The following is a 13,360-nucleotide window of genomic DNA, read 5'->3' as shown; positions in this document are numbered from 1 at the left end:
CATTCGGAATCGGTGCGGGCGGAGCGTCCACACGGCGGACGCCGGGCTGTACCCGGGCGTGGTCCGACTACTCTTGGCGCATGTCTGCGCAGCCCGACTCCGAGGTCTCTCCGCCCCGTTCCGCCGGACAGCCTCCGGACGCACGCCTGCTCACCGAGGCCGTCACCCGGCTGCGCCGCGCGCTGAGGGCCTCGATCCGCACCGACTACCCGTGGGAGACCCTCCCCATGGCCCAGGTCGAACTGCTGCAGGTGCTCGGTGAACACTCCCCGGCCCGCGTCAGCGACCTCGCCTCCCGTCAGCGCCTGGCCCCGAGCACCGTCAGCGGGCTGATCGGACAGATGATCACCGCGGGGCTGGTCGCGCGTGACGTCGATCCGGCCGACCGCCGCGCTTCCGTGGTCACCCTCACCGACGCCGGGCGCGAACAGCTCGCCGCCTGGACCGCCGCCCACGAGCGCCGCATGGACGCCGCGCTCGCCGCCCTCGACGACGCCGAGCGCCGGGCGATCTCGGGCGCACTGCCGGCCCTCTTCCGGCTCGCCGAGAACCTTGGCGAGCCGGCCGACGGCCTTGGAGGCGACGCGCTGCAGTAGGCGCGCCGCGGAGCAGCCGAGTACATGTACTGAGGGCGGCGCGTGGTGGCCTCCGCGGGGTGCGCACTGAGGATCGGCGCACACCCTGCCTCGGCACCCTCCTGGTCCCGCGCGCGTTGGCCGACTTGGGGAGCCTGCGCGGGGGTTCACGGTCCAGGAGGTGTGCCGTTCCCGCGATCGACTGCCCGGCCGCGCCGGACTTCAGCAGCCCTTTCAGTGCTGCTGCCTCTCCGCGTGCTTTGTGTCCCGCACCGACGACAGCCGGCCCCCGCGCCGGCCGCACGGCATGTCCGACCGGCCCAATCCGGGTGCCTTCGGGTATCGGAGGGGCGTCCGTCCCGGTGGAAGCACCGCTTGCCCGACCGGATGTCACCGTGCGGTGAGCAGGTCCCATACGACGTAGCCGGCGGAGCCGACGCCCGAACTGCCGCCCTCCACGAGGGAGGCGACGGCGAGGTCGTCGTTGTAGGCGGTGAGCCAGCCGTTGGTGCCGTCGCCCTCTTCCGCGGTGCCGGTCTTCGCGCCCACTCCGGAAAGGGTGCCCAGGCGGGCGCTCGCGGTACCGCTCGTGGCCACCGCGCGCATCATGCGCTGGAGGTAGCCGGCGGTGGTGGGCGACAGCGGGTGGGGCGCCGGGGTCTGCGGCTGGTCGGGCAGGATGACCGGCTGGTGGAAGGCGCCGTCGCGGACCGTGGCCGCCACCGAGGCCAGCACCAGCGGGCTGGCCGTGACCTGGCCCTGGCCGATGAACTGGGCCGCCTTGTCCCCGCCCGACGGGGTTGCAGGGACGGACGGGTCGGTGGTCTGCACGCCCCCGCCGATCGACCAGCTGCCGAACCCGAACATGTCGTGGGCCTCGTCGTGCAGGTCGGCGGCGTCGTCACCGCCGTGGACGAGGTGGTCGAAACCTTCCTTGACGAAGGCGGTGTTGCAGGACTCGGCGAACGCCTGCAGGAGCGTGGCGTCCGGGTTGGCCGGCACGTCCGCCTCGTTGTGGAACACCTGGCCGGACGCGGCCTGCGTCTTGAGGCAGGGGGCCGTGCTGTCGGGCGTCATGCCCGCCCGGTCGAACAGTGCCGCCGACGTGATGATCTTCATGGTGGAGCCGGGCGCCTTGGCCGCGTTGATCGCGATGTCGCCGTCCGGGCCGTCGTAGGCGACGGCGCGGATGTGGCCGTTGTGGCGGTCGAGCGCGACCACCCCGGCCGGCTTGCCGTCCACCTGCTGGTCGTGCACCGCCTTTTCGGCCGCCGCCTGCAGGCCGGCGTCGATGGTGGTGCGTACGTACACGGCCGTCGGCTCCTTGAAGACCTTCAGGGTGGCGACGCTGGCCCCGGCGGTGTTCACCACCGTCACTCCGCTGCCGTCCCTGCCCTTCTCGGTGGCCGCCGCGTGCGCTCCGATGGTGGACACGATGGCCGCGAGAGAGGGGAACCGCTCACCCGTCAGCCGCGTCTTGCCGTCCCGCGCGAGCACCCGCACCTGCGAAGCCGGTTGCGTGAGGGGGCCCAGGCGCAGGCTCTGGCCGGCGCCGAGCTGGGGGTGGAGGACCGAGGGCGACCAGCGCACCGCCTGCTGCCCGGCGGCGTCCTGCACCACGTCGAGCACCCCGGGATACGACCACGTGCCTGCCGTGAGCCGGGCTGTGACCGTGAAGGTGACCCGCACCGCGTTGCCGCGGCGCGGGTCTGTTCCGGTCGTGGCGATGTCGCTGAAAGCAAGTGAGCGCAGCTTCACGCCCGCGCGGTAGGCGTCCAGTGCCTGCCGCGCGTCCTTCGGCGCGTCCGTCTCGCCAGCCGCTGCCGTGTAGTGGGCGGGGCCCGCCGCCCAGTCCTTCAGGAAGCCACGCGCGAACGTCCCGGCCTTCGCCGTAGGCGGTGGTGTGCTCGACTCCGCCGCGGGAGTCACGGTTCTCCGCCTCCCGCCCGACGGCCGACTCTGGCCGTGCGCGATGTCGTAGGCGCCAAAGCCTCCCAGGCCCAGCGCGACCGCGCAGGCCCCGATGATGCCGGTCTTCGCCGCCCTGTTCACTGCCAGCCCCCGGCTGGTGGCACCAGTTCGGTCAGCTTTCCGGTGCTTCATGCGCGACCGCCCCGGCCGGGTCGAGCCGCACCGTGCGAGGCGTGTGGAAGGCGGAAGACATGACGGTCCCCATCGGGCGTGCTGCTCGGGGCCGGTGCCGGTGCGACGGGACCAGGGGGGTCGGCGTCGAAGACGTAGCCGTACCCGCGCACGGTGCGCAGCCGGGCCCGCAGGTCGGGGTCGGCGGCGGCCAGGTGTTCGCGGACGCGTTTGATGTGGACGTCGAGGGTTTTGGTGCCGTCGGGATGGCCGGGTTCCCAGCACTCGTCGAGGAGTTGGCGGCGGGTCAGCACGAGGCCGGCGTTGTCCATGAGCATGGCCAGCAGCTGGAATTCCTTCATCGGGATGTGGGTGACCTGACCGGCGATGCGCAGTTGCTTGCCGTCCAGGTCGAGTTCCACCGGGCCCACGGTGAGCAGGCGCAGCCGGCCCTGGGTGCTCGGGGGGACGACCACGTAGTCGCCCCGGTCGGCCGGGGCGGTGGGGGTGTGGCGGGGCGGGGCCATGGGAGCCTCCTGGGTCGGTTCGGCGGGAGGGGAGCGGTCTCAGACGCGACCGGGTTGCTTCCACCGGGCGATCAGGCGAGCGACGAGGTTGAGCAGCATGATGATCAGGATGAGGGTCAGCGCACCGGCCCAGGCCCGGTCGACGGCAGGTGCGTAGGGCTGGGTGGCCTCGTTGTAGATGAAGGCGGGCAGCGAGCCCTGGGCGCCGCTGAAGGGGTTGAAGTTGATCGAGGAGGTGAAGCCGACCACCAGGAGCACGGGGGCGGTTTCACCCATGACCCGGGCGACGCCGAGCATGATGCCGGTGACCATCCCGGGAAGCGCAGTGGGCAGGACAACCCGCGCGATGGTCCGCCAGCGGGGCGCACCGAGGGCGTACGCGGCCTCGCGCAGGGAATCGGGAACGAGTTTGATCATCTCCTCGCAGGAGCGGATCACCATCGGCAGCATCAGGATGACCAGGGCGAGGGAGCCGGCGAAGCCGGAGTCCTGGAAGCCGAAGGCCAGGATCCACACCGACAGGATGAACAGGCCCGCCACGATCGAGGGCAGGCCCATCATGACGTCCACCACGAACGTGACCATCCGGGCCAGCGCCCCGCGCCCGTACTCGACGAGATAGACCGCGACGAACACCCCGAGCGGCACGGCGATCAGCGTGGCGATCCCCGCCTGTTCCAGGGTGCCCAGGATGGCGTGGTAGGCGCCCCCGCCCTGGTCGGACTCGGCGATGTTGCGCATGGAGTTGTTCAGGAACACGCTGTCGAAGCGCTTGGCCCCGTGCCCGACCACCAGCCACAGAATGGAGGCCAGGGGCAGCACCGCAGCGGCGAAGGCGGCTGCGGCCAGGCCCTGGGCGGCCCGGTCGCGTATCCGACGTCCCAGACTGGTGCCCGCCATGGGCACGCGCGGTCCGCTCGGACCGTCCAGCGGGTGCGGGGTGGTGCGGGGTGCAGTGGCCAGCAGGTGGTGCGGTTGCCCGGCGGGCGCGTCGGCCGGGGGAGTCGGGGCCTGCGGTGCGGCGGCGGGGGTCTGTGAACGCTGGTCAAGGGTGCCGCGGCGGGCTATCCACCGGGCGAGGTAGTTCATCAGCAGCGTCATGACGAACAGCACCAGGCCCGAGGCGATCAGGGCACCGCGCCCGACCCCGAAAGCGTTCTTGAACTGGATGGCGATGTTGGCGGCGATGGTGTTGCCACCGGGATTCAGGAAGTGCGTGAAGAAGGTCTGTGTCTGCGAGAGCACCATGGCCACCGCGATGGTCTCGCCCAGTGCCCGGCCGAAGCCGAGGACGACCGCGCTGATCACGCCGGAGCGCGCGTAGGGCAGCACGGCCAGGCGGATCATCTCCCAGCGTGTGGCCCCCAGCGCGTACGCGGCCTCCTGGGTTTCGTGCGGGGTCTGGAGGAAGACCTCGCGGGACAGCGCCGCGATGATCGGAAGGATCATGATGGCCAGGACGATGCCGGCGGCGAATACCGAACGCGGCGCGGGCGAGCCGTCGTAGGAGAAGACCGGGATCCAGCCCAGGACGGTGTCGACGAACTTGGAGATGCCGCCCATGTGGGGCACGAGGAAGATGATCCCCCACAGGCCATAGACCACCGACGGCACCGCGGCCAGCAGGTCGACGATGTAGCCCAGTGCCTGGGCCAGGCGACGCGGCGCGTACTGGGTGATGAACATCGCGGCCCCGATGGCGACCGGCGCGCCGATGACCAGGCCGAACAGCGATGTGACCAGGGTGCCCCAGGCGACCAGGGCCACACCCCACACCGAGGGGTCCTCGTCCGGATTCCATTCGAACGCGGTGAGGAAGTCGGCGTGGTCGACGGTGATGGCGTGCAGGGCCTGGGTGAGCAGGAAGACGGCTATCGCGCCCATCAGCAGCAGCAGGAACACCGCGGCGCCGACAGCGGTACGCCGGAACACCCTGTCACCCCGCCCGGAAGCGCGGCGCCGGCGCCTCAGCAGCCCGGAGGGGGACGTGCCGGGGCTGGGGCGTCCTTGCGCCGCGCCGGACGGCTCGGCCACGGTCGGCGACTCTCCGCTCATGATTCTCCAGACGGTGCGCGTGCGTTCGAAGACGGGCTGGGAGCTGCCGCCTGGCCCCCCCCGAGGGTCCGACGGCAGCCGTGGAGGGGCGTCAGCTCAGGGAGTCGACCGAGGACTGCACCAGCGTCTGGATGTTCTTGGGCAGTTGGACGTAACCGGCCGCCGGCAGCTCGCCCTGCGCTGTGTCACCGGCGCCGTACTTCAAGAAGCCCTTGATCAGGGGCAGTTGGGAGGACTTGTTGCCCTTGGCGCACGCGATCTCGTAGGTCACCAGGACCGCGGGGTAGGCGCTGGGGTCGGAGTAGCCGTAGTCGAAGGCCAGTTGCAGGTCCGCGCCGTTGCGCTGGGTCTTGGCCTTCGCGATGAACGCCGAGGCGTTCTGTGTGGTGGCCTCGACGAACTGGCCCTTGGCGTTGCCGACCTTCGCCGTGGGCAGACCGTTGGCCTGGGCGTAGGAGATCTCCGCGTAGCCGATGCCGCCGGCTGTGGTCTTGACCGCCTGGGCGACACCGGAACTGCCGTTCTGCCCCTGGCCGCCGCTGCCCGGCCACTGCTTGTTCGCCTTCGCGGGGAAGTCGGCGGCGTCGGTCTGGTTCAGGAAGTTGGAGAAGTTGTAGGAGGTGCCGCACTTGTCCGCCCGGTGGAACGTGGTGATCTTCGTCCCCGGCAGGCTCACACCTGGGTTGTCCTTCTTGATCGCCTGGTCGTCCCACTTCGTGATCTTGCCGTTGAAGATCTTCGCGAGCGTCTGCGCGGACAGGTTCAGCGGGGAGCTGACGCCGGAGACGTTGTACATCACGGCGATCGCGCCCGGCACGAGCGGGATGTTGATGGCATTGTTGCCCGAGCCGCAGCGCGCGTCCGCCTTGGGCTGGTCGTCGGCGCTCAGCGGGAAGTCGGAACCGGCGAAGTCCACCTGGTTCTGCTCGAAGGCGGTCACGCCGGCACCGGAGCCGCTGGGGTTGTAGTTGATCGTCGACCCGGAGCAGGCGGCCTGGTAGTCCTTCGTCCACTTCGAGATCGCGTTGGCCTGGGCACTGGAACCGGCCAGCGTCAGCGTGCCCGAGCCGCACGAGACGCCGGAGGCCGACGATCCGCCCGCGCCGGCGGAGGCCGAGGACGACGAGCCTGAGTTGTTGTTGTCGTTTCCGCACGCCGAGAGCGTGGCCGTCGCGAGCAGACCGACACCCGCCACAAGCGCAAACCGCTGGAGCTTCACCGCAACTGTCCTTTCCTGGGCAAACCGGTCCCCCTGAGGGCAGGTCCCGCCGCCGGATTCATGGGCCTGTCGTGTGCAGGCAGCCGTGAACGTAGGAGCGCAGGGTGAAACGCAGGGCGAACGAACGTGAACGAGCGATGTACCGACGGCAAAGCTATTCGGTTACCGATATATTTGGCTAGCGATATGTTCTGGCAGCTACATGTTCGGTGTCCGTATCAATGCCGTTGAGGGCACGACGGACACGCCCCGTGCCATGACCGCCGGCCCCCTGCCTTCGGAGAACCAGGAGACACTCCCGCAATGACGATCCACGCCCCAGCGCTGCGTGCCGCGGCTTACCGTGGCCGCCTTCGCTGGTGGTCCGAACTGCCGCTCATAGCCGTCGTCTACACCGTGTACTCCGGGGTGCGTCTGCTGGTCAGAGGCGAGGTGGGCAACGCCGTCGGCCACGGCGCCGACATCCTGCACGACGAGCAACTGCTGCACCTGGACCCGGAGCGCTGGTTCAACCAGCTCTTCGCGCACCACGCCTTCCTGGGGGTCCCCGCCGACTTCGCGTACGCTTCACTGCACTACCTGGTGACGCCCGCCGTCCTGGTCTGGCTGTGGCTTCGTCGGCCGACGCACTACCGGACCGCCCGCACCTGGCTGATGATCTCCACCCTGATCGGCCTGGTCGGCTTCACCACGCTGCCCACCGCCCCACCCCGGCTGCTGACCGGCGGCTACGGCTTCATCGACACCATGGCGCAGTACAGCTCCTACGGCTGGTGGGGCGCCGACGCGAGCGCACCGCGCGGCCTGGGGCATCTCACCAACCAGTACGCGGCCATGCCGAGCCTGCACGTCGGCTGGTCGCTGTGGTGCGGACTCATGCTCTTCCGCCTCGGACGGCACTGGGCGGTGCGCGCTCTCGGAGCGACCTACCCGGTGGTGACGGTCCTGGTGGTACTGGGCACCGCCAACCACTACCTGATGGATGCCGCCGTCGGTGTCCTGGTGATGGGGCTCGGGCTCGTCCTCACCAGGCCCGCGCTGCGAGTCGTCGACATGATGCCCGGCCGCCGGCAGGCAAACCGGCAGACAGCGGCCGACCCGGCCTCGACAGCGGCTGCGCCCCGGGGGCAGAGCCCGGCGGCCACAGACGCAGGGCCCACAACAGTCCCGGTCGTGGACGAGGCGCCAGGCGACACGTCGGCGACCCCCACGGCGCTCGCTCATCGCCAGGGGGCCAGGTAGTCATCGCATGCCTACCGCGGCAGATACCGGCGCCCGGTCCCGAACGCGGCGTCTCCTCAGCGGCCGGGACATCCGGCGCCGCGGAGCGGATGGGGAGCCCGGTCGACGCGGCACAGGGTAAATCAAGGCGCCGCCGACGGGCCACGAGGCGACCCGGATACCCGAACAGAGCCGCCTCAGGCCGGCCAGGCTTCCCAGCCGCACGGTCTGGCCCGGCGCTGCCGTCACTGCAAGGGGCGCGGTGATAGTGACCGGTATGCCGGTCACTATCACCGTCCTGCGCGGGCCCTGCCTCCTTGCCGCACCTCGCGGCTCCTCGGCCGTCTCTGCCCCTGCCGCCCCCGCCGTCGAACCGCGCTACTTCGTCACCGTGCCGCTGTCCGAAGCCGTCCGCCGCGGGCTGAGCCAGGCCGCCGGCAGCATCACACCGGCCGCGGCCAGCAGCACCGTCACGCCGCGACGGGCGGCCGGCGCCACGCTCCCGGCCGGAGCGAGGTGCAGGGCCAGGGTGACCAGTGCGACACCCAGCGCCGTGCCCAGCCCTCTGGTCATGTTCACCAGGCCCCCACCAGTGCCGGACGCGGCCACCGGGAAAGCACGCATGATCAGCGTGTTGTTCGCGGGCGTGAACACACCGAGCCCTACGCCGAGCAGCGCCAACAGCAGTGCCGTCCACCCGGCCTCCACGGGCACCACCAGCATGCACGCCAGCGCGCCACCGGCAACGACCGCACCCAGCAGACACCTGCCACGATCGGTCGTCGAGCGCGGCAGTACCCGTTCCGCGCCGGTGGCAGCCAGAGCGAATCCGGCCGGCAGCGCACTGACCACCACACCGGTCAGCACCTCCGAGCAGCCCGCGCGCACCAGCACGATCGGAACCAGGACCAGGGGCCCGAAGAGCACCAGGTAGCCACTCAGCGCGCCCGCCAGCCCGGGCGAGACCGCCGGAAGGCGCAGCAGCCCCAGATCCAGCAGCGCCACCCGCGCCCGGCGCTGCCGCAGGACGAAAGCCACGCCCGCCGCCACCGCCGCGGCGAACAACGCCGCCACCACCCAGGGCGGAAGGGGCAGCCCGGACGCCGCCGACACACCCAGCAGCAGCGACGTCGTCGCGGTCGCCAGCCACGCCAGCCCCCACCAGTCGAACGCGGGCACCGGATTGCGGCTGCGCGTGCGCGGCAGCAGGAAATGCCCGGCCACCACCGCGACCACACCGATCGGCACGTTGATGCCGAACACCCACCGCCAGCCCACCGTGGCCACCAACGCCGCGCCCACGGTGGGCCCGATCGCCAGCCCCAGCGCCTGGGCTGCCGCCTGCACCCCCAGAGCCGTCCGCATCTTCTCCGGCGGCGCACTCGTGGCCACCAGCGCCACACTGTTCGCCTGGAGCATCGCCGCCCCGGCCGCCTGTACCACCCGGAAGGCAATCAGGGCGCCCAGCGATGGGGCCAGGCCGCAGGCCGCCGAGGCAGCGGTAAAAACCACGAACCCGTAGAGGTAGAACAGCTTGCGTCCGCGGGCGTCGGCCAGCCGCCCGACCGGCACCAGCAGCGCCACCAATGTGAGCAGATACGCCAGCGACACCCACTCCACGCCGGCCAGCGGAGCATGGAACTGCACGCGCAGGCTGTGGTAGGTCAGCGTGACGATGCTGGCGTCGAGCTGTCCCATGAACGCACCGAAGCACACCGTGGCGACCGCAAGCCGCCACGCGTCGGGATGGTCACGTATGGCAGGTGGACGAGGCCGTTCCCGCACCAGCACCGCCGGCCACCCCGCCTCCCCCTTTGTCATCCTGGTGCTCGTAACGCGCCCGCCCACAGACCCTCCCCAGTGACGCGACGGCGGCAGGCAGAGGGCACACCGCTCACAACGCCCGCAGATTACATCGGCAACAGAAATATTCTGTGACCGGAGGGAAAAGGCTGGGTGCTGAGGCAACGGGTCGAAGAACGTCCGTTCGGCGGCAATATCATCGAGACCGGCACCGACTCCTACTGGCTGGCCGCCACCCGGGCCCGGGCCGAACAGATGGCCGCAGCTCAGGCCAGCGGCTGACCCAGCTGTGCCGCCTCCAGGTCCAAGGTGAGCGCGTCGCGCAACGCGAACAGCGTGCCCCCCTCCGCATATTGCGCCAACGCCCGCAGCGGGTCGCGGATATGGCCGTCGTCACCGTCGTACACCGCCCCCACTATGGCGGCGATATCGGCCCACTCTGTACGCCTCGACACCGGAAGGGTGCCTCCCCTGCACGTGATCCAGTCCTAGAGAAGCTGAATCATCGCAGTTCGAAAGTACCCGTCCTTCATGAGGTGACCGACTGTCACTACGACGCCGGGCACCATGAATTCGTGAGGCCGGGGACCTGAAGCTGGCACGCGGCTCCTCCGTAATCGGCTCGGGCTCTTCGAACGCGCCGCAGCTGCGCACGCCCCCATCTGGAACGCATCCGTGTCCAGCGCACCGGCCCTGGCCGACCGCGCTCCAGATCTGACCAGGTCATTGCCCGACAAGGCCTCCAGCTCCCGAGGCTTCCGCGGAACCGAAGGTCGGACCGGTCGTGTCACCGGTGGGGCTGAACCGGAGCGGTCGCTTCGACGACCGTCTCGACCAGCCCGGTTTCGAGCCGCAGCACATGGCCGGACACCGAAGCGAGCAGGTCGTCGGTCAGCAGCGGGTGTCCGAGCAGTTTCGCGACATCCTGGCGCACGGTTACGGCCGGGTCGGTCACCGCCTTGTCGGCGAGGTCGCCCTCGTGCAGACCGGTGTGGTGAGCGAAGGTCTGGCGGAAGGCCGGCTCGGACAGCTTCCCGGTCCCGCACTGCGTGTGATGGATGACGGCGACATCCATCCGCACACCCAGGCGCATGGAGAGATAGGCAATGTCCTCTGCGATCCGGTCGTCCACGCGCCCGCCCGCGTTGCGCAGCACTCCCGCGTCTCCGGTTCCGATGCCGAGGAAGCCGGCCGGCTCGACCCGCGGGTCGACACAGGCCAGCACGAGAAGCAGCCTGTCAGGCATTGCTTCCCTGGGCGGCATGGCCAGCCTTGCAAGATCGACGTTCGCAGCGAACTCGTGGTTGCGCTCCAGCAACTCGTTGAACTTCGTCATGATGTCCACTCCTGGTTGATGTATAGGCGGCACTGCCCCGCATTTCGAGGTGTCTCCGCCGGCTGGTGATGCTGATGAGCCTGTCGCCCGGGCCGACCGCGGCCGGTGTCGGTGGGTGCGAGTCAACGCGGGCGGATCCCCACCTCATGCTTCGACGCGGTTGGGCCTTCGGCGGACGATCGGGGACAGTCACCGCCGTTGGGTCGTCCAGATGGTCAGGCTGCTGGTGCGAAGGCCGTGATGGCGTCGACGAGGTCGGCCGGAGCTTCCAGTGGGATCAGGTGCCCCGTGTGGGGGATCACCACGAACTCGGCTCCGGAAAGGTAGGGCACCAGGTTGTTGACGAGCACCCCGGCCGGCTCGACGCGGTCGTTGCCTCCGGTGACGACGAGGGAGGGAACACTGATCATGCGCGTGTGCTCGGTGACGTCCTCCGCGATGCCGCGCAGCGGCCATTCCGTGCGGGCGGCATCGGCTCCGGCACGCGAGTCGGCCACGATCTGCTCCTTGATCGAAGCGGGCAGTTCGGTCGCGGTCAGGACGTCGTCCCGTGCGCGTGCGACGGACTCCTCGGAGTCATAGGCGTGGGACAGGGCTTCCCGGTACTCCGCGGTGACCGCCGTGGCGGGTTTCGCCGGGCCGGAACCGACAAGGACGATCCCGCGGAGCCCGGCGGGCCGGGTCGCCGCGACGAGCTGCGCTACCTTGCCGCCCATGGAGTGCCCTACCAGGACGTAGTCGGTGACGCCTGAGTCGGCGATCACGGCGAGCGTGTCTTCGGCGAGCCGGTGGAGAGTGTAAGGCCCCGTCAGGTTGCTGGAGCGGTTCCACCCGCGGAAATCGACAGTGAGCAGGTCGCGACCCGCGAGGCGGTCGACGACGAGGTCCCAGGTGCGGGCTGAACCACCCCAGTAGTGCAGGAACACCAGGGTCGGGCCGGCCCCCTGCCTGTGGTCATAAACGGGTAGAAGCGGTTTCTGCGTGGTGTTCATCGTGCCTCTCTCGATCTGCGCTACGAGGCGATTCGGCCTGTGTGTTCATTGAATATCTCCCGCTGTTCCCGGGCATCGGCGTGACCGGTCGCTCGATGGTGGAAACTGGACACGTGACCGTGATCCGGCAGATGACCTACCAGCCCGTCGAGCGCCGGGCCGCCGCCGTCGAAACGATGACGTTCGACCACCTCCGCGAGCTGAACGACGGTGGGACACAACGCGCCGACTTCCACGTCCTCGCCGTCGTCGATGCCGGGCCCGGATCCGTCACGGTGGACTTCCTCCGGCACCCGCTGCGGGAGCGTTCCGCGGTATGGATCCCTCCCGGGGCGGTACACAGGTGGGACGACATCGCCGGCGTGGCAGGGCACGTCGTGCTGTTCGTGCCGACCGCGCCGGTCACCCACGCCACCCGGGAACTCGTCGCGTCCCCGGACCTGGCCGCGCACTGGAGAATCCCCGACGCTGACTGGCCGTTCATCGACGCCGCGCGGAACCATCTCCTCCTTGAGGCGTCAGCCCTGCCCGGGGACCTCTCCACAGAGCTGCCCGAGATCCTCCTCTCCGCGCTGATCGCCCGGCTCCGGCCCCCGCACGGCGGAGCACGCTCAGCACATCCGGTGTTCCGGCTGTTCCGGTCCAACGTCGAGGCACACTTCAGGCAACATCACGACGCCGGGTACTACGCCCGGACTCTGGGCTACGCGCCCCGCACCCTCTCACGAGTGGTGCAGCAGGCCACTGGCCGCACCGCGAAGGCGTACATCGTCGACCGGATCGTCCTTGAAGCAAAACGCCTCCTCGCGCACGACCGCCTCACCGCGGCGGCCTGCGCCGGCACGCTCGGCTTCCCCGACGCGTCCAACTTCTCGGTGTTCTTCCAGAACGCGACAGGCATGCGGCCCGGGGCGTGGCAGGCGACGGTGGCCGTCGAGTGATGAGAGCGCTCACGAAAAGTCCCCCTGACGGTGGAGTCGATCTCCGGTCTGCGGCTACGGGGTGATCTCGACGTAGAACGCGTCGTCGCTGCCGTCGTACCCGTAGTAGACGCCGAGTTGGCTTCCGCCTGCCTGGTTCTCGGCTGAGTCGATCATCTTGGCGGAGAAGTTGTCCGTCGGCGCCGTTGCGTCGTAGGCGTGTTGTGCGGCGCCTTCATAAGTGGTGGCGAAGGGGAATTCGTTGCGGTCGAGGCCGGCTGTGCCGTAGTTGGGGATGCAGCCGCCGGTGCTTTTGATGGTGCCATCCTGCAAGGCGGTCGCCCTCAGCCCGTCCTCAGAGAAGCCTCAGGGTTCCGCCAAGGAGAACCCGGTGGCAGGAACCATGATCGAGCTGTCCAACCTCGACTGACCGAACCGCCAGGTGACGCCGATCCATGTCGACTGACACCGCTGCGCAGTGGTTCGACCGGCCCGCTTCCTGGTCGGGGCCGACCAGGCGGGCACCAGCTCATGCCTGCCTTGTCAGGCACGCGTACTGCGCCCTGTATGCCCCGGCCCGGGAGGACCGTTCGAATACAAGCCCGTCGTCGCCCACCGCGCGGACAACTG

At 69.9% G+C, this 13,360-nt stretch carries 11 protein-coding genes and 3 pseudogenes; 4 read left to right on the top strand and 10 right to left on the bottom strand.

Annotated features, from left to right (window positions below):
* Nucleotides 1–80 precede the first annotated feature (80 nt).
* Nucleotides 81–596 (top strand): MarR family winged helix-turn-helix transcriptional regulator, encoded by a 516-nt coding sequence (locus tag OG568_RS15475; protein ID WP_329531993.1) that lies wholly within the window; start codon nucleotides 81–83, stop codon nucleotides 594–596.
* 369 nt (nucleotides 597–965) lie between these two features.
* Here OG568_RS15475 and OG568_RS15470 read toward each other — a convergent pair whose 3' ends face one another.
* From OG568_RS15470 to pstS, 5 genes and pseudogenes are all read right to left on the bottom strand, one after another.
* A complete protein-coding gene (locus OG568_RS15470; protein WP_329531992.1) occupies nucleotides 966–2,504 on the bottom strand; it encodes a penicillin-binding transpeptidase domain-containing protein in 1,539 nt (512 codons plus the stop codon).
* A 170-nt stretch (nucleotides 2,505–2,674) separates the two neighbouring features.
* Nucleotides 2,675–3,184 (bottom strand): winged helix-turn-helix domain-containing protein, encoded by a 510-nt coding sequence (locus tag OG568_RS15465; RefSeq protein ID WP_329531991.1) that lies wholly within the window; start codon nucleotides 3,182–3,184, stop codon nucleotides 2,675–2,677.
* Nucleotides 3,185–3,223: 39 nt separating this feature from the next.
* Nucleotides 3,224–4,063: pseudogene (gene pstA / locus OG568_RS15460) on the bottom strand (phosphate ABC transporter permease PstA); the annotation flags it as partial.
* 177 nt (nucleotides 4,064–4,240) lie between these two features.
* Nucleotides 4,241–5,239 (bottom strand): annotated as a pseudogene (gene pstC, locus OG568_RS15455) (phosphate ABC transporter permease subunit PstC); the annotation flags it as partial.
* Between the two features lie 91 nt (nucleotides 5,240–5,330).
* Nucleotides 5,331–6,458: a phosphate ABC transporter substrate-binding protein PstS gene (pstS, locus tag OG568_RS15450; RefSeq protein WP_329531990.1), complete on the bottom strand. Its 1,128-nt coding sequence runs from the start codon at nucleotides 6,456–6,458 to the stop codon at nucleotides 5,331–5,333.
* Nucleotides 6,459–6,761: 303 nt separating this feature from the next.
* On the opposite strand from pstS, the gene OG568_RS15445 reads away from it, so the two are divergent.
* The gene (locus OG568_RS15445) at nucleotides 6,762–7,700 is read left to right on the top strand and encodes a phosphatase PAP2 family protein (protein WP_329531989.1); all 939 of its coding nucleotides are present in this window, start codon (nucleotides 6,762–6,764) and stop codon (nucleotides 7,698–7,700) included.
* A gap of 357 nt (nucleotides 7,701–8,057) precedes the next feature.
* On the opposite strand, the gene OG568_RS15440 is transcribed toward OG568_RS15445, so the two are convergent.
* Nucleotides 8,058–9,500 (bottom strand): MFS transporter, encoded by a 1,443-nt coding sequence (locus tag OG568_RS15440; protein WP_329531988.1) that lies wholly within the window; start codon nucleotides 9,498–9,500, stop codon nucleotides 8,058–8,060.
* Between the two features lie 150 nt (nucleotides 9,501–9,650).
* Between OG568_RS15440 and OG568_RS15435 the strand changes: the two are divergent.
* Nucleotides 9,651–9,764: pseudogene (locus OG568_RS15435) on the top strand (IS21-like element helper ATPase IstB); the annotation flags it as partial.
* On the opposite strand, the gene OG568_RS15430 reads toward OG568_RS15435, so the two are convergent.
* The 3 genes from OG568_RS15430 to OG568_RS15420 form a co-directional block, all read right to left on the bottom strand.
* Nucleotides 9,749–9,937, bottom strand: a complete 189-nt coding sequence (locus OG568_RS15430; protein ID WP_329531987.1) for a hypothetical protein — start codon at nucleotides 9,935–9,937, stop codon at nucleotides 9,749–9,751. The pseudogene OG568_RS15435 and the gene OG568_RS15430 sit on opposite strands and share 16 nt — an antisense overlap.
* Before the next feature lie 332 nt (nucleotides 9,938–10,269).
* Nucleotides 10,270–10,818 (bottom strand): carbonic anhydrase, encoded by a 549-nt coding sequence (locus OG568_RS15425; protein WP_329531986.1) that lies wholly within the window; start codon nucleotides 10,816–10,818, stop codon nucleotides 10,270–10,272.
* Between the two features lie 215 nt (nucleotides 10,819–11,033).
* Nucleotides 11,034–11,810, bottom strand: a complete 777-nt coding sequence (locus OG568_RS15420; RefSeq protein ID WP_329531985.1) for an alpha/beta fold hydrolase — start codon at nucleotides 11,808–11,810, stop codon at nucleotides 11,034–11,036.
* 113 nt (nucleotides 11,811–11,923) lie between these two features.
* Between OG568_RS15420 and OG568_RS15415 the strand changes: the two genes are divergently transcribed.
* Complete coding sequence (locus tag OG568_RS15415; RefSeq protein ID WP_329531984.1) at nucleotides 11,924–12,751, top strand: helix-turn-helix domain-containing protein; 828 nt, start codon at nucleotides 11,924–11,926, stop codon at nucleotides 12,749–12,751.
* A gap of 54 nt (nucleotides 12,752–12,805) precedes the next feature.
* Here OG568_RS15415 and OG568_RS15410 read toward each other — a convergent pair whose 3' ends face one another.
* Entirely contained in the window at nucleotides 12,806–13,063 is a 258-nt protein-coding gene (locus tag OG568_RS15410; RefSeq protein ID WP_329531983.1) for a hypothetical protein, read from the bottom strand.
* Nucleotides 13,064–13,360 lie beyond the last annotated feature (297 nt).

Source organism: Streptomyces sp. NBC_01450 (genome assembly GCF_036227505.1).
Classification (GTDB): Bacteria; Actinomycetota; Actinomycetes; order Streptomycetales; family Streptomycetaceae; genus Streptomyces.
Note: the sequence above shows the minus strand (reverse complement) of the source record. Positions and strands in the feature narration are given on the sequence as shown.

Bases quoted from the DNA above. Each gene is read 5' to 3' on its own strand.
- OG568_RS15475 (WP_329531993.1), top strand. From the start codon at position 81: ATGTCTGCGCAGCCCGACTCCGAGGTCTCTCCGCCCCGTTCCGCCGGA.
- OG568_RS15465 (WP_329531991.1), bottom strand. From the start codon at position 3,184: ATGGCCCCGCCCCGCCACACCCCCACCGCCCCGGCCGACCGGGGCGAC.
- OG568_RS15445 (WP_329531989.1), top strand. From the start codon at position 6,762: ATGACGATCCACGCCCCAGCGCTGCGTGCCGCGGCTTACCGTGGCCGC.
- OG568_RS15440 (WP_329531988.1), bottom strand. From the start codon at position 9,500: ATGACAAAGGGGGAGGCGGGGTGGCCGGCGGTGCTGGTGCGGGAACGG.
- OG568_RS15425 (WP_329531986.1), bottom strand. From the start codon at position 10,818: ATGACGAAGTTCAACGAGTTGCTGGAGCGCAACCACGAGTTCGCTGCG.
- OG568_RS15420 (WP_329531985.1), bottom strand. From the start codon at position 11,810: ATGAACACCACGCAGAAACCGCTTCTACCCGTTTATGACCACAGGCAG.